The following is a 14,686-nucleotide window of genomic DNA, read 5'->3' as shown; positions in this document are numbered from 1 at the left end:
GGCGGTAACACCGGTCAGCGCGGGTCGGTCCGGAGCAGGCCGAACTGGACCATGTCGTGCCGGGTGCCGCCGCGCAGTTGGGCGCCCCGGAGCACGCCCTCCTCCAGCAGCCCCGCCGCCGCGAGCGCCCGGCGGGCGGGGAGGTTCTCGACATCGGTCGACGCCTCGACCCGATCAAGGTCGGTACTGGCGAACAGGTACTCGACCAGCAGCCGGATCGCGGCCGACCCGGCGCCCCGACCGCGCGCGGACGGCAGCAGGCCGATACCCATGTTCCACGCCGCGCAGCCCAGGCTCGGACCGTACTGGACCTGGTGCCAACTGACGTCGCCGAGCAACTCGCCCGCCGAGTCGACCACCACCGCCCGGCCGAGGTTGACCGGCAGGCTGATCGGGCGGTCGTCCCGGTCGACGTCGAACGCGCCGTCCGAGCCGGACCGCACCGCCTCGACGTCGCCGTCGGCGGGTTCGACCAGCGCGAACCCGCCCGCCGAGACCAGGACGCGCCTCATCCGCGGACCGTCAGGCCGACCTTCTGGAACTCCTTGAGGTCGGAGTACCCGGTCTTGGCCATCGCCCGGCGCAGCGCGCCGAACAGGTTCACCAGGCCGTCGGCGTCGGTGGACGGGCCGAACAGCAGCGTCTTCAGGTCGACCTCGATGTCCTCGGCGACCGGCAACACCCGGCTGCGCGGCAGCGACGGGTGCGCGGCGGCGGACGTCCAGTACAGCCCCTGCCCCGGTGCCTCCGCGGCCAGCGCGAGCGGCGCGCCCAGCATGACCGCGTCTGCGCCGCAGGCGATGGACTTGGCGATGTCGCCGCTGGCGTGCACGTCGCCGTCGGCGATGACGTGCACATACCGGCCGCCGGTCTCGTCGAGGTAGTCCCGCCGGGCGGCGGCCGCGTCGACGATCGCGGTGGCCATCGGGGTCCCGATGCCCAGCGCGGCGTCGGTGGTGGTGATGCCCTCGCAGTGCCCGTAGCCGACGAGGACGCCCGCCGCGCCAGTACGCATCAGGTGCATCGCGGTGCGGTAGTCGTGCACGCCACCCGCGATGACCGGGACGTCCAGGTCGGCGATGAACCGCTTCAGGTTCAGCGGCTCGTCACCGCCGGAGTCGCGAGCCACGTGCTCGGCGGACACGATCGTGCCCTGCACCACCAGGATCTCCACCCCGGCAGCCAGCAGGTGCGGGGTCAGCTCGGCCGCCCGCTGCGGGCTGACCCGCGCCGCGACCGTCACCCCCGACTCGCGGACCGCGCGGATCGCCTCGGACACCAGCTCCACCTGGATCGGCGCCGCGTGCAGCCGCTGCAACTCGGCGACCAGCAGCGCCGGGTCGTCGCCCTTCTCGGCCGCGGTGACCAGGCGGGCCAGCACCTCGTCGACGTTGGCGTGCCGTGCCCACAGGCCCTCGGCGTTGAGCACCCCGAGCCCGCCGAGCTCACCCACGGCCACCGCGGTGCCCGGCGAGACGATCGCGTCCGTCGGGTGCGTGATCAGCGGGATGTCGAACCGGTAGGCGTCGATCTGCCAGGTGGTGGCCACGTCCTTGGACGAACGCGTGCGCCGCGACGGCACGATCTCCACCTCGTCGAGCCCGAAGGCGCGCCGGGCGGTCCGGCCCATGCCGATGTCGACAAGATCCCGCACGGGTGCTGTCCTTTCCGAACGCCGACGAACGTCAACGCGTCGTGTAGTTGGGGGCTTCTACCGTCATGGTGATGTCGTGCGGGTGGCTTTCCTTGAGGCCTGCCGCGGTGATGCGGATCAGTTGCGCCTGCTTCAACTCGGGGATGGTCCGCGCGCCGGTGAAGCCCATGCCCGCGCGCAGACCGCCGACCAACTGGTACACGACCTGGGACAGCGGGCCGCGGAACGGCACCCGGCCCTCGATGCCCTCGGGCACCAACTTGTCGTCGGAGAGCACGTCGTCCTGGGCGTAGCGGTCCTTGGAGTAGGACTTCGCCTCGCCGCGCGAGCGCATCGCGCCCAGCGACCCCATGCCCCGGTAGCTCTTGAACTGCTTGCCGTTGACCAGGATCAGCTCGCCCGGCGCCTCCGCGGTGCCCGCCAGCAGGCTGCCCAGCATGACCGCGTCCGCGCCCGCCGCGATGGCCTTGGCGATGTCGCCGGAGTACTGGATGCCGCCGTCGCCGATGACCGGGATGCCCGCCGGGCCCGCCGCCAGCGACGCCTCGTAGACCGCGGTGATCTGCGGCACGCCCACCCCGGCCACCACCCGGGTGGTGCAGATCGAGCCGGGGCCGACACCGACCTTCACACCGTCCGCGCCCGCGTCCACCATGGCCTGCGCGCCCGCGCGGGTGGCCACGTTGCCGCCGACCACGTCGACCGCGTCGCCGAGTTCCTTCTTCAGCCGGGTGACGATGTCGAGCACGGCCCGCGAGTGGCCGTGCGCCGTGTCCACCATGATCACGTCGACCCCGGCGTCGAACAGGGTCATCCCCCGCTTGTAGCCGTCCTCGCCGACGCCGACCGCGGCACCGCAGATGAGCCTGCCGTCCGGGTCCTTGGTGGCGTTCGGGTACTGCTCGGTCTTGACGAAGTCCTTCACCGTGATCAGGCCGCGCAGCTTGCCGTCGCCGTCGATGATCGGCAGCTTCTCCACCTTGTGCCTGCGCAGCAGCCCCAGCGCGGCCTCGGCGGACACCCCGACCTGGGCGGTGACCAGCGGCCCCTTGGTCATGACCTCGCTGACCAGCCTCGTGTGGTCCACCTCGAACCGCATGTCCCGGTTGGTGATGATCCCCACCAGCTTGCCCTCGCCGTCGGTCACCGGCAGCCCGGAGATCCGGTAGCGCGCACACATCGCGTCGACCTCGGCGAGCGTGTCCCCCGGGGAGCAGGTGACCGGGTCGGTCACCATGCCCGCCTCGGACCGCTTCACCGTCTCGGCCTGCCGCGCCTGCTCCTCGATGGACAGGTTGCGCTGCAGGATGCCGATACCGCCCTGCCGGGCCATCGCGATGGCCATCCTGGCCTCGGTCACGGTGTCCATCGCCGCCGAGGCGACCGGGATGCGCAGCGTGACGTTGCGCGAGATCCTGGTGGACGTGTCGACCGTGCTCGGGATCACATCCGATTGAGCGGGCTGCAGCAACACATCGTCGAAGGTGAGCCCGAGGGTGGCGAACTTGGTCGGGACCCCGTCAGCGTTCAGCTCGCTGGTCATGGTGGGTGGCGGACCTTCCTGCAGGGCTGGCGGTCCCGGTGGCCGTACCGGGGGTGGAGGGGGTGGCCTGCTGGCGTGCCCTGGCCCGCGTGGGTGTGCGGTGGGCGCGTTCCCCCATGGTATCCGGGCGCGAGCGGCCGCCCGCCCGGTACCGTGCGTGGTCGTGCCGCATGACGCAGTTCCACCCAGCCCGTTCCCCGGTGGACCGTGGGAGCAGGACGGCCCCGAGGGAGCCGACCGGCCCGCCCGCGACCACCGCGGCGCGCTGCCGCCGGACCCGTTCGCCGACGACCCGGACGACCCCGCCCTGGCGTTCGACGACGACGAGCCGGACGAGGCCGGGCCGCCGATGAGCGCCCAGGAGCGCGAGGAACTGGTCGCGGACCTGTCCGACCTGGCGGTCTACCAGGCGCTGCTGGAGCCGCGCGGGGTGCGCGGCATCGTCGTCGACTGCGGCGAGTGCGAGGAGCCGCACTACCACGACTGGGCGCTGCTGGCGGCGAGCCTGGAGCAACTGCTGCAGGACGGCAACATGCGGCCGCACGAGCCCGCCTTCGACCCGGACCCGTCCGCGTACGTCACCTGGGAGTACTGCCGCGGCTACGCCGACGGCGTCACCGCCAGCGAGAACGCCCTCTAAAGGCGGACAGCCCAACACAGCCGGAAGGCCCCCGCGGGATGTTCTGCGGGGGCCTTCCGGCTGTTGCTTGCTGGGCCTGACCCGCTACTGGCTCGGGCTGGTCGAGCCGCTGACCGCGTCCGGCTGGGTCGAGCCGTCGTTGGTCGGCAGGATCAGCCGGGGCGCCTCAGTCTGCGGCTGCGTCGTGTCCGACGTGGGCGGCGGCGGGGTCGTCGTGCTCGGCGGCGGGGGTGGCGTCGTCGTCGTCACCGGCGGCGTGCTCGGCGGCGTGGTGACCTGCGGCGGGACCGAGTTCACCGACGTGCTGGGGACGCTCGACACGGTGGTCACCACCGGCGGGTTGGTGCTGGGGGTCGCCGACGGGGGCGGGAGCGCGCCGTTGGCCGGAGCGGTCGGCAGCAGTTGGGAGAGCAGGTCGGCGTGGGTGGCCGCCAACTCCGCCTGGCCGTCTTCGCTGGCGATGGCGGGCAGGCCCTTCTGGGCGTCCTCGAGCTTGGACTTCGCCTCGGCGAGTTTGCCCTGGGCCAACGCGGTCTGGGCGATGTCGAGGTCTTGGCGGACCGAGGCCGCCGCCTCGACGGACCGGGCGTGGTCGGCGTAGAGGACCTTGGTCAGGCTCCACAGGGTGTCGCCCGGCTGGGCGTCGCGGGCGGCCAGGCCCGCGCCGGTGAAGGCGATGGCCAGCACAGCGGCGGCGGCGGCGAACGGCACCAGGAGCCGAGGTCTGCGCCGTCTGCGGGCCTTCGCGGCCGCCACCGTGGCCACGGCGAGCTTGCCGTCGACCAGTTCGCCGATGGGGGTGGAGTCGACCTCGTCGCGCCAGGAGCTGAGCAGGGCGGCGAGCTCGTCGTCGCGGAAGTCGGGCAGGTCACCGAGGTCACCGGCGAAGCCGTGGTCGTCGAGGCCGAGGTCGAGGCCACCGCGGACGGCGGCGCCGAGGGCGTCGAGGAAGGCGTCGTCGGCGTGCACGCGGGAGATGTCGACCGCGTCGTCGGAGTCGGCCAGATCGGCCAAGCCCAGGTCGTCGGCGGGGACCGCGCCGTCGAGGCGCAGACCGGACCCGAACGAGACCGGGGTCACGTTCGAGTGCTCCGGCCGCGCGGTCGACGCGTCGTCCGCGCCGCGCTCGTCGCGATCGCTCTGGTCGGGCACCTCAGGCCACCTCCTCGGCCGACAAAGTCTTGCGCAACCGGGCAAGTGCCCGGTGTTGGGCCACTCGAACCGCACCAGGGGTGGATCCCACAGCTTCCGCCGTCTCCTCCGCGGACAACCCGACCACGACCCGCAGCACCACGATCTCCCGCTGCTTGTCGGGCAGGACGCTGAGCAGCTCGCTCATCCGGCGGGAGAGCTCCCCCTGCATGGCGCGCTGCTCCGGTCCGGCCTCGGTCACCGGTTCGTCGGGTACGTCGGCCACCGGCTCGGAACGGTTACGGGCGGCCGCGCGGTGCGCGTCGGCGACCTTGTGCGCGGCGATGCCGTAGACGAAGGCCAGGAACGGGCGGCCTTGGTCGCGGTAGCCGGGCAACGCCGTCAACACCGCGAGACACACCTCCTGGGCCACGTCGTCCGCGGACGCGAACGAGCGTTCCTGCCTGCCGACACGTGCGCGGCAGTACCGCACGACCAGGGGTCGGACCGAGGCCAGGACCGTCTCCACCGCTCGAGGATCACCCTCGACGGCAGCGGTCACCGACGCGTCCAGTCCGTCCCCCAATGTGGTCATCGCAGAATGCAGCCCTGGTGTTACGAGTGCGGTCATCTGAAGGACACCGAACCGAGGCCGTTCCCCGACTCGACGCCCACCGTACCGCCCTGGTCGGCACGTCCCGACGGGTAGGAGCGGTCGTGATCCCGAGCAGGCGGCTCGGGCGGGTCGACCAGGGGTTGAGTGGTACGCGACACAGTAGCGGTCCTCCCGCCGGGGACGGGCCACCGACCGGGCCCGCGAAGCCGGGCGCGCAGCACGACCAGCCGTGCGTGCCCGGTGCGCCTCGGGCACGCACGGCTGGTCGCCGACGCTGTATGGACTAGGAAACGAGGCCGCGCCGGAACCCGTGGGCGACCGCCTGCGCCCGGTCACGCACGCCGAGCTTGCGGAACAAGCGGCGCGCGTGGGTCTTGACGGTGTCCTCGGACAGGTACAGCTCACGGCCGATCTGCCCATTGCTCTTCCCCTGACTCATCCCGCGCAGCACCTGGAGTTCGCGGTCGGTGAGCTGGACCCCGGGGTCCGATGGCTGGCGCGGCGCGGGCACCGAGGTGCTGGCCAGCGTGTGCGCGAGCGCGGCGACCAGTTCCGGGCGCGAGGCGTCCCACCGCAGGTAGCCGCGCGCGCCACCGGCGATGGCGGCGGCGATGCTGCCCGCGTCGTCCGGGGCGCCGAACACGATGACGTTCGCCTGCGGGTTGGCCGAGACCAACCGCCGGGTCGCCTCGACCCCGGTCGGCACCGCGCGCTGGGTACCGACGAGCACGACATCGACCGGCTGCCGGGAGAAGCGGGCGAGCAGCTCGTCACCGTGCGCTACGCAGTCGATGCGACTGACCCCCGGCACGGCAGACATGACACGGGTCAGCCCCTCCCGCACACTGCGTCGGTCGTCGCAAATCAAGACCGTCGTCACGGGCACTCCTTCCTGCAGCCGAGTGACGTTCCATTTCCCCTATCGGACGCCGGGGCCCGAACCTTGACACGATTCGGTGGTAAATCTGTCAACCAATCCACCGGATGACCGGACTGCCGATGTCACCTGTTCGGACCAAGGCCAAAAGCCGAGGTCGGGACCCATGGCGAGGCGCGGGCCAGCGCCCGGCCCACCGGATCGGCGTGTCGTAACACACAGTCAAGGGCGACGGCCGCAGCGCGACGGTGCTCGTCGGCCCGCTCGGGTTCCAGGTCGGCCAGCACGAGCGCGCACGGCCAGCGCAGCGGGACCAGCCCGTGGGTGACCGCGTCGGCCCGGCTCGCCAAGACCATGTCGAGACCGCCCGCCCGGTCCCCCGATGCGGCGAGCGCGACGCCGAGCACGAGCCGGGACTTGGCCACCAGCCGCACCGACCCCGACCGCACCGAGGCCGCCTCGGCCACCCGGGCGGGTGGCACCGCGGCCACCGGATCGGCCGCGGCCAACGCCACCTCCGCCGTCACCCACCCGCGTTTGACCTCGGCCCGCCACCCCCCGTCCACCGAGGCGGACTCGATTCCGATCAGCCGCCGCGCCTCGTCGAGCCGCCCGCCCCCGAGCGCGTCCGCCGCGAGCCCGAGCAACACGTCCGACCGCGCCGCCCCCGCGTCCTCCCCAGCACCCGCCGATCCCGGTTCGCGATCTCGCGGAGACCGCTGCCCCGGCAGCACCCCACCCTCCGCGAGCCGACGAAGCCCGAACCCGTCCAACACCCGCGCCGCCGCGTGCCCCCCGAGCTGCCGCCGGTGCGCCGCCAACGTCGCCGCCCCCAACGCGGCGAGCACCGGATCGATCCCGTTGATCACCGGCCCGAGCAACCCAGCCGCCGCCGCGTACCGCCCCTGACCACCGAGCGTGACCGCCGCCAACCAGTGATCCCGCCCAGCACAACGCACTCTCAGTGGGCGTTCACCCGCATCCGGGCCAAACGCCGCCCCCCACAACCCCCCTCGATCGGGTTCACCCATCAGCCTGACCCTCCCGCACACCGCTCCCCGCCTCACCACCCACTCCGCTCGCCCGCACGACGCGCCGGCCGAGAAGCCCCCGCCAGTTTTCGTTACGCCCCCACCCCCCGTTGGGCCGCGTCCGCCCGCCCACCGACCACGCTCAGTGCGACCCTCTGGCCGACCGCCCCACCATCCGCCCACCACCGGCCCATCCTCGGGTGACAACAAACCCCGGGCAACCGGCGCCGTCGGCCACGCTGCGTCGACCGGGTGAATCCGATCGGCTGAATCGAGTATCCGATGAGTCGATCACCCTTGAACAAGGGTTGGCTCGCTTCTAGCGTGTAAGCCGCTGCACCGAATGGAGTAATGGCTCCATCCGCTCACTCGTCAGGAGGGCTGCCACCATGGCGGACACCCGCAGGCTTCCCGGTCCGAACGCCGACGTGTGGGACTGGCAGCTCGACGGTTCGTGCCGGGGAATGGACAGCGCGTTCTTCTTCCACCCCGACGGCGAACGCGGCCCCGCCCGAGCCCGCCGCGAGGCCAAGGCCAAGGCCATCTGCCAGGCCTGCCCGGTGCTCTCCCTGTGCCGCACCCACGCCCTAGCCGTCCACGAGCCCTACGGCATCTGGGGCGGCCTCTCCGAATCCGAACGCGAAGCCATCATCAAAACCGAAAAACGCACCCTCGCCGTCGCCAAGTAGCCCCCCACACGCACGGCACACACGCACCCACCCCACACGCAAGGGCCCGGTCACCACACCCCACCGGGCCCTTCGCCATCCCCACTCCCACCCCACGCGCCCCAAGAAAGCCAGCCCAGATCGACGAAGCACCACCCCCACACCGCACGCCTCAAAAAAAGCCGCCCAACATCGACGAAGGCCGCCAACCCACCCCACGCGCCTCGGGACCCGCCGATCCCAACCGCCCGTTGTGGTGGAGTTGTTTTGTTTGGGGGAGGCGGTGGCCTAAGCCGGCAGGCGGGTAAGGCCACGCTTTCCAGTGGCCCCGCCTTTTAGCCTTACCCAGGCCACCGCACAGGGGCCCCAAACAAAACAACTTCACCACAACGGGCACCCCCGCTTTATCTGGCGCCCGAGCGCCGGCGTCGCCGAAGGCGACCAGGCCGACCCCCGAGGCGAAGCCGAGGCCCAGCGCCCCCTCACACCAAGATCAACCAGCCGAAAAGCCCCCGAATACACAGCCTAAACGGACCCACCGACAAGATCCACCAGCCGTCCACAAGCAAGATCAACCGAGAACAAAGCCCCCAAATACACAGCCTACCCAGCACCACCGACAAGATCAGCTACCCCGAATCCCCACAAAGACAAAGGACCCGGTCACCGACCGGGTCCTCGTCAACGTTCAAGAATCAGTGCCCGTGACCATGCCCGTGGCCATGGCCTGCAGCAGGCTCATCTTCCTTCTTCTCGACAACCGCGCTTTCCGTCGTCAGCACCATCCGCGCGATCGACGCCGCGTTCGCCACCGCTGATCGGGTCACCTTCACCGGGTCGACAACCCCCGCGGCGACCAGATCGCCGTAAACCAGCTTGGCGGCGTTGAACCCCTGTCCCCAAGGCAGCTCACGAACCTTGTTGACCACGACCGCGCCTTCCTGGCCACCGTTCGCGGCGATCCAGAACAGCGGGGCGGACAGGGCTTCCCGGACGATCGCGACGCCGGTCGCCTCGTCGCCGGTCAGGCCCAGGTTGCCTTCGAGCTCCTTGGCGACCTGCACCAGGGCGGAGCCGCCGCCGGGGACGACGCCTTCTTCGACCGCGGCCTTGGTCGCGGCGACGGCGTCCTCGATGCGGTGCTTGCGCTCGGACAGCTCGGTCTCGGTCGCGGCGCCGACCTTGATCACCGCGATGCCGCCGGAGAGCTTGGCGAGCCGCTCCTGCAGCTTTTCCCGGTCCCAGTCGGAGTCGGTGGCCTCGATCTCCTTGCGCAACTGCTCCGCGCGGCCCGCGATGTCGGCCTTGGCGCCGCCGCCGTCGACCAGGGTCGTGTCGTCCTTGGTGATGACGACCCGGCGGGCGGTGCCGAGGTCTTCCAGGGTCAGCTCGGACAGCTTGACGCCGATCTCGGCGGAGACGACCTGGCCGCCGGTGACGACCGCGAGGTCGTCGAGGAACGCCTTGCGCCGGTCGCCGAAGTACGGCGCCTTGACCGCGACGGCCTTGATGGTCTTGCGCAGGGCGTTGACGACCAGGGTGGAGAGCGCCTCGCCGTCGACGTCCTCGGCGACGATCAGCAGCGGCCGACCGGCCTGGACGACCTTCTCCAGCACCGGCAGCAGGTCGGCCAGCGCGGAAATCTTCTCGCGGTGCAGCAGGACGTAGGCGTCCTCCAGCACGGCTTCCTGGGCTTCCAGGTCGGTCGCGAAGTGCGCCGACACGTAGCCCTTGTCGAACTGGACGCCCTCGGTGACGACCAGCTCGGTGGCCAGGGTGGAGGACTCCTCGACGGTGATCACACCGTCCTCGCCGACCTTCTCGATCGCCTCGCCGAGCAGCGCCCCGATCGAGGCGTCCCGGGAGGCGACGGTGCCGACCTGGGCGATGTTGTCGCGGCCCTTGACCGGGGTGGCCTTGGCCTTGAGCGACTCGACGACGGCGTCGGACGCGGCCTGGATGCCGCGGCCGATGGCGGTCGGGTTGGCGCCCGCGGCGACGTTGCGCAGGCCGACCCGGACCAGGGCCTGGGCCAGCACGGTCGCGGTGGTGGTGCCGTCCCCGGCCACGTCGTTGGTCTTGGTGGCGACGTTCTTGGCGAGCTGGGCGCCGAGGTTCTCGAACGCGTCCTCCAGCTCGATCTCGCGGGCGATCGTCACACCGTCGTTGGTGACGGTCGGTCCGCCGAACTTCTTGGCGAGCACGACGTGCCGCCCGCGGGGGCCGAGGGTGACCTTGACCGCGTCCGCGAGCTTGTTGACGCCACGCTCGAGCGCCCGACGAGCGTCCTCGTCGAAGCTGATCTGCTTGGGCATTGCCTACCTCTCGTTGCGCAAAACGCCCCGGGTGCCCCGAACGGGGCCCGGGGCGCTCAGCTTGGTCAGCCGGGGTGTCAGTTGATGACAGCCAGCACGTCGCGGGCGGAGAGGATCAGGTACTCCTCGCCGTTGTACTTGACCTCGGTGCCGCCGTACTTGGAGTAGATGACGACGTCGCCGACCGCGACGTCCACCGGGACGCGGTTGCCCTTGTCGTCGATCCGGCCCGGCCCCACAGCCAGGACCTTGCCCTCCTGGGGCTTCTCCTTGGCGGTGTCCGGGATGACCAGGCCGGAGGCGGTCGTCGCCTCGGCCTCGCTCGCCTGGACGACGATCTTGTCCTCGAGCGGCTTGATGTTCACGCTCACCGCTGTGACCTCCACGGGTCGTCGAAAGCGTTGGCAGGTACAGAGCGCGACCCCGGGTTTCCGTTGTCGCGCCTACGGCTCCTGCCACCCCGCCGTCGCGGGTGCCGGGGCGGTACTGGCGCCGTGCAACTAGCACTCTACCGATGCGACTGCTAAGCCCGCAACGACCCCCGGCTATGACCTGCCGGGGTGGCCTGACCAGCACCGATCGTGATAACGGCGTGCGGACCCCGCGGTACCGGCGCTACCGTCGCCCGGTGATCAGGGTGGCGGTGGCGGCGGACTTCGACCGGATGCGGGAGATCGAGGACCTCTCCGGGGAGGCGTTCCGCGACGTGGGCATGCCGGAGATCGCCAACGACCCGGCACCTTCCGCGGCCGAACTCGCCGGTTTCGCGGCTGCCGGTCGGGCCTGGGTCGGCGAGTACGACGGCGGGGTCGTCGGATACCTGGTGGCCGAGGTGGTCGGCGGCTGCGCGCACATCGCCCAGGTCAGCGTGGACCCGGTGGTGCGCGGCCGTGGCCTCGGCCGGGCGCTGATCGACCACCTGGAGGCGTGGGCCCGCGACCACGACCTGGCGGCGTTGACGCTGACCACCTTCCGGGACGTGCCGTGGAACGCGCCGTACTACGAGCGGATCGGGTTCCGCGTGATCGAGCCGACACCGGCCCTCCAGGTCGTGGTGGACCGCGAGGCGTGGCTCGGCCCCGAGCGTCGGGTGTGCATGCGTCGGGAGCTCTAGCCGAGTGCGGATAGCGCCGCCTCGCGGCCGAAGCGGACGGCACGTCGGAGGAGGAGGGTGTCGCGGGTGAGCCTCGGGACCTCGGGGGCGTTGTCCGACGGCCGGATCTGCAGGATCGACGGGTGCGTCGACAGGTCGGCGTCATCGTCGAGTTGCCGGGTGTGCCGACTCAACCACGGTGTGATGGCACCCGGCGCCACTTGGCGGAGGTAACGGGAGACGACAGCCGATTCCACGCGGGACGGCGGCGAGGACGCCCAACCCGCGGGTCGGGTGCGCAGAACGAGAACGTCGGTGGCCCCATCGGCAATGGCCGTGCGGAACGGGATCGCCTCCGCCAGGCCCGCGTCGATCCACTGCCTACCGGCCAAGGTAACCGGTCGTCCTGAGAGGACAGGCAGCCCTGTCGACGCTCTTAGCGCCAATTGCAAGGACTTCTGGTCGGTTAAGAACGGGTGTAGATCGACGGCCTCACCGGTGGCGGCGTCGGTCGCGAGCGGGTGGAACGTGGTGGGGTTGGCCAGGATGGCGGCGAAGTTCATCGGCACGGCCTCGTAGACCGTCTGCACCAGGTGCTCGGTGTCGACGACCCGGCGCAACCGCCACGGGTTGGTCACCCGCCGCATGATCGACGGATCGGACCAGCCGAACGTGCCGGTCTGCGCCTGCCCGCCGAGCAGCCACGCCCCCGCCAGCGCCCCGGCCGACGCCCCGTAGACCGCGTCGAAACACCCGGTCAGCCCCAGGTCGTCCAGCCCGGCGATCATGCCGCTGGAGTAGGCGCCCCGGCTGCCGCCGCCCTCCACGGCCAACGCCAGCCTGCGACCGTCGGCCCGGCTTCCGGCGGACAGGCGAGCACGCAACAACTCGATCACGGGATGCACGACGACGACGGTAGCGGAGGGCGCGGCGCGGTCAGACGGAGATGGTGGCGACGGGCAGCGCCGGGTTGGCCGATAGGTCCAAAGAGGACGGTTTGACCCCGGCGGCGACCAGGTGGGCGCCGAGGGCGGAGATCATGGCGCCGTTGTCGGTGCACAGCCGGGGCCGGGGGACCCGCAGCGCGATGCCCGCCGCGGCGCACCGCTCGGCGGCGAGCGCCTTGAGCCGGGAGTTGGCGGCCACCCCACCCGAGATGACCATGGTGCCGATGCCCAGGTCGACGGCGGCGCGGACGGCCTTGGCGGTCAGCACGTCGGCGACGGCTTCCTGGAAGGAGGCGGCCACGTCGTCCACCGGGACGTCGGCGCCGTCGCGTTCGCGGGTCTCGACCCAGCGGGCGACGGCCGTCTTCAACCCGGAGAAGGAGAAGTCGTACTTGGCGTCGCGGGGGCCGGTGAGACCGCGGGGGAAGGCGATGGCGCAGGGGTTCCCGCGTTGGGCGGCCTTGTCGATCGGCGGGCCACCGGGGTACGGGAGACCGATGACGCGGGCGACCTTGTCGTACGCCTCGCCCGCGGCGTCGTCGATGGTGGAGCCGATCTCGGTGATGCCGTCGGCGAGGTTGTCCACCCGCAGGAGCTGGCTGTGGCCACCGGAGACCAGCAGGGCCAGCGTGGGAGCGGGCAGCCCGCCGTGGTCGAGGGTGTCGGCGGCGACGTGGCCGGCGAGGTGGTTGACCCCGTAGAGCGGCACGTCCAGCGTCAGCGCGTACGCCTTCGCGGCGGAGACACCGACCAGCAGGGCGCCCGCGAGACCGGGGCCGCAGGTGACCGCGACGGCGTCCACATCGGACAGCGACAGGCCGGACACCTCGAAGGCGCGGCGCATGGTGGGGACCATGGCCTCCAGGTGGGCACGGCTGGCGACCTCGGGGACGACACCGCCGAAGCGGGCGTGCAGCTCGACGCTGGAGGCGACCTCGTCGGCCAGCAGCTCGATGCTCCCGTCCGCGTTGAGCCGGGTCAGGCCGACACCGGTCTCGTCGCACGAGCTCTCGATGCCCAGGATGATCGTCACGTGGTCTCCTCCACCCGCGCGGGCCGGGACATGGTGTACGCGTCGGCTCCGGAGGGCTGGTAGTAGCGGCGGCGCAGGCCGATGGTGGCGAAGCCGTGCGCCGCGTAGAGCCCGATGGCGGCCGCGTTGTCGGTGCGCACCTCCAGGAACACCTGCGCGCGGGCCTGGTCGGCGCGGTCGAGCAGGGCCCGCAGCAGCGCCCGGCCGACGCCGCGGCCCTGCCAGACCGGGTCGACGCCGAGGGTGTGCACGCTGGCCTCCATGTCACCGGGGGCGCCCGCCATGGACAGGCCCGCGTAGCCGATCAGCAGCTCGCCGGTGTGGGCACCCAGGTAATAGTGACCCCAGTCCAGCTCGCCCGCGAAGGCGGACTCGCTCCACGGGTCGTCGCCCGCGAACAGGACGCGTTCCAGTTCGGCGCAGCGGCGCAGGTCGGTGCGGCGCAGCGGCTCGACCCGGAAGTCGAGGGTCATCCCGGGCTCACCCGCTTGCGCGCGCCCGGTTCGACCGCGTCGGGCCTGCGCAGGTACAGCGGGGTGAGCGGACCGGGTTCGGCGGTGAGGTCGGCGGCGGCGACCAGGCCGACCGGGCCGGGGTGCTCGGGTCCGGTGAACGGCAGCCCGAGGTCGACAATCCGGGCACCGGCGACCCGGTTCACGCGATCAAGGGGGATGGCGGTGGGGACGCTCACGCTCGGTTCGGAGGTCCGCCGGCCGTCGGCGTCGTAGGTCGCCCAGTAGAGCTCCTTGCGGCGCGCGTCGGTGACGACCAGCAACGGCTCGCCGGGGACGGCGGCGGCGATCGCGTCCAGCGAGCACACCGGGAACACCGGCCGGTCCAGGGCGTGCCCGAGGGCGGCGGCGGTGACCATGCCAGCGCGCAGCCCGGTGAACGGGCCCGGACCGACCCCGCAGACCACGGCGTCGACGTCCGAGAGGGCGCGACCGGCCGCGGCGAGCGCGTCGCGCACGTGCGGGGTGAGCAGTTCGCCGTGCGCGCGGGCGTCGACGGTGACCCGCACGGCGAGCAGCGTTGGCGTCCCGCCGCTGAGTTCGACGACTCCGGCGGTGACCGCGGGGGTGGCGGTGTCGACCGCGAGGACCAGCACGGTCGACAAGGGTACGAGGGCGGCCGGGGC

The 14,686-nt window shown here is 71.9% G+C and carries 16 protein-coding genes; 3 read left to right on the top strand and 13 right to left on the bottom strand.

Going from position 1 to position 14,686, the window contains the following annotated elements; translation table 11 throughout:
- Positions 1-14: 14 nt before the first annotated feature.
- From H504_RS33965 to guaB, 3 genes are read right to left on the bottom strand one after another with little or no spacing between them, the layout of a single operon-like run.
- A complete protein-coding gene (locus H504_RS33965; protein ID WP_051385629.1) occupies positions 15-512 on the bottom strand; it encodes a GNAT family N-acetyltransferase in 498 nt (165 codons plus the stop codon).
- Positions 509-1,654 (bottom strand): GuaB3 family IMP dehydrogenase-related protein, encoded by a 1,146-nt coding sequence (locus tag H504_RS0108610; protein WP_026422455.1) that lies wholly within the window; start codon positions 1,652-1,654, stop codon positions 509-511. The genes H504_RS33965 and H504_RS0108610 overlap by 4 nt, the downstream gene beginning before the upstream one ends.
- A 31-nt stretch (positions 1,655-1,685) precedes the next feature.
- On the bottom strand, positions 1,686-3,197 hold the full coding sequence (gene guaB, locus H504_RS0108605) for an IMP dehydrogenase (protein WP_026422454.1): 1,512 nt from the start codon (positions 3,195-3,197) through the stop codon (positions 1,686-1,688).
- A 265-nt stretch (positions 3,198-3,462) separates the two neighbouring features.
- On the opposite strand from guaB, the gene H504_RS0108600 reads away from it, so the two are divergent.
- Complete coding sequence (locus H504_RS0108600) at positions 3,463-3,837, top strand: DUF5319 domain-containing protein (protein ID WP_026422453.1); 375 nt, start codon at positions 3,463-3,465, stop codon at positions 3,835-3,837.
- 84 nt (positions 3,838-3,921) lie between these two features.
- Here H504_RS0108600 and H504_RS42330 read toward each other — a convergent pair whose 3' ends face one another.
- The 4 genes from H504_RS42330 to H504_RS33960 all read right to left on the bottom strand — a co-directional run bounded on the left by H504_RS42330 (position 3,922) and on the right by H504_RS33960 (position 7,393).
- Positions 3,922-4,989 carry an anti-sigma-D factor RsdA gene (locus H504_RS42330; RefSeq protein WP_084467482.1) on the bottom strand — a complete coding sequence of 356 codons (1,068 nt, stop codon included), beginning with the start codon at positions 4,987-4,989 and terminating at the stop codon, positions 3,922-3,924.
- A 1-nt stretch (position 4,990) separates the two neighbouring features.
- Positions 4,991-5,563: a sigma-70 family RNA polymerase sigma factor gene (locus H504_RS0108590; RefSeq protein ID WP_026422451.1), complete on the bottom strand. Its 573-nt coding sequence runs from the start codon at positions 5,561-5,563 to the stop codon at positions 4,991-4,993.
- 304 nt (positions 5,564-5,867) lie between these two features.
- On the bottom strand, positions 5,868-6,464 hold the full coding sequence (locus H504_RS0108585; RefSeq protein ID WP_018682728.1) for a response regulator transcription factor: 597 nt from the start codon (positions 6,462-6,464) through the stop codon (positions 5,868-5,870).
- A 122-nt stretch (positions 6,465-6,586) separates the two neighbouring features.
- On the bottom strand, positions 6,587-7,393 hold the full coding sequence (locus H504_RS33960; RefSeq protein ID WP_051385628.1) for a hypothetical protein: 807 nt from the start codon (positions 7,391-7,393) through the stop codon (positions 6,587-6,589).
- Between the two features lie 488 nt (positions 7,394-7,881).
- Here H504_RS33960 and H504_RS0108575 point away from each other — a divergent pair, with 488 nt between their 5' ends.
- Entirely contained in the window at positions 7,882-8,181 is a 300-nt protein-coding gene (locus H504_RS0108575) for a WhiB family transcriptional regulator (protein WP_026422450.1), read from the top strand.
- 674 nt (positions 8,182-8,855) lie between these two features.
- On the opposite strand, the gene groL is transcribed toward H504_RS0108575, so the two are convergent.
- Both groL and groES read right to left on the bottom strand, forming a co-directional pair.
- Positions 8,856-10,475, bottom strand: a complete 1,620-nt coding sequence (gene groL, locus H504_RS0108570) for a chaperonin GroEL (protein WP_026422449.1) — start codon at positions 10,473-10,475, stop codon at positions 8,856-8,858.
- 77 nt (positions 10,476-10,552) lie between these two features.
- Positions 10,553-10,846, bottom strand: coding sequence for a co-chaperone GroES (gene groES / locus H504_RS0108565; protein ID WP_026316263.1), 294 nt, complete (start codon positions 10,844-10,846; stop codon positions 10,553-10,555).
- Between the two features lie 143 nt (positions 10,847-10,989).
- Here groES and H504_RS0108560 point away from each other — a divergent pair, with 143 nt between their 5' ends.
- Positions 10,990-11,589 (top strand): GNAT family N-acetyltransferase, encoded by a 600-nt coding sequence (locus H504_RS0108560; RefSeq protein WP_483756964.1) that lies wholly within the window; start codon positions 10,990-10,992, stop codon positions 11,587-11,589.
- On the opposite strand, the gene H504_RS0108555 is transcribed toward H504_RS0108560, so the two are convergent.
- Genes H504_RS0108555 through tsaB form a run of 4 tightly spaced genes read right to left on the bottom strand, consistent with a single transcriptional unit; the run spans position 11,586 to position 14,656 of the window.
- Complete coding sequence (locus H504_RS0108555) at positions 11,586-12,473, bottom strand: patatin-like phospholipase family protein (RefSeq protein ID WP_026422447.1); 888 nt, start codon at positions 12,471-12,473, stop codon at positions 11,586-11,588. The two genes, H504_RS0108560 and H504_RS0108555, sit on opposite strands and share 4 nt — an antisense overlap.
- Positions 12,474-12,504: 31 nt before the next feature.
- Positions 12,505-13,548 (bottom strand): tRNA (adenosine(37)-N6)-threonylcarbamoyltransferase complex transferase subunit TsaD, encoded by a 1,044-nt coding sequence (tsaD, locus tag H504_RS0108550; protein WP_026422446.1) that lies wholly within the window; start codon positions 13,546-13,548, stop codon positions 12,505-12,507.
- Positions 13,545-14,021, bottom strand: a complete 477-nt coding sequence (gene rimI, locus H504_RS0108545; RefSeq protein WP_026422445.1) for a ribosomal protein S18-alanine N-acetyltransferase — start codon at positions 14,019-14,021, stop codon at positions 13,545-13,547. Before rimI ends, tsaD begins: the two co-directional genes overlap by 4 nt.
- Positions 14,018-14,656 (bottom strand): tRNA (adenosine(37)-N6)-threonylcarbamoyltransferase complex dimerization subunit type 1 TsaB, encoded by a 639-nt coding sequence (tsaB, locus tag H504_RS0108540; RefSeq protein WP_026422444.1) that lies wholly within the window; start codon positions 14,654-14,656, stop codon positions 14,018-14,020. The genes rimI and tsaB overlap by 4 nt, the downstream gene beginning before the upstream one ends.
- Between the last annotated feature and the right edge of the window lie 30 nt (positions 14,657-14,686).

It is taken from the genome of Actinokineospora inagensis DSM 44258, from assembly GCF_000482865.1.
GTDB lineage: Bacteria > Actinomycetota > Actinomycetes > Mycobacteriales > Pseudonocardiaceae > Actinokineospora > Actinokineospora inagensis.
The sequence above is the reverse complement of the archived record's forward strand: the minus strand, read 5'-3'. Positions and strand labels throughout refer to the sequence as shown.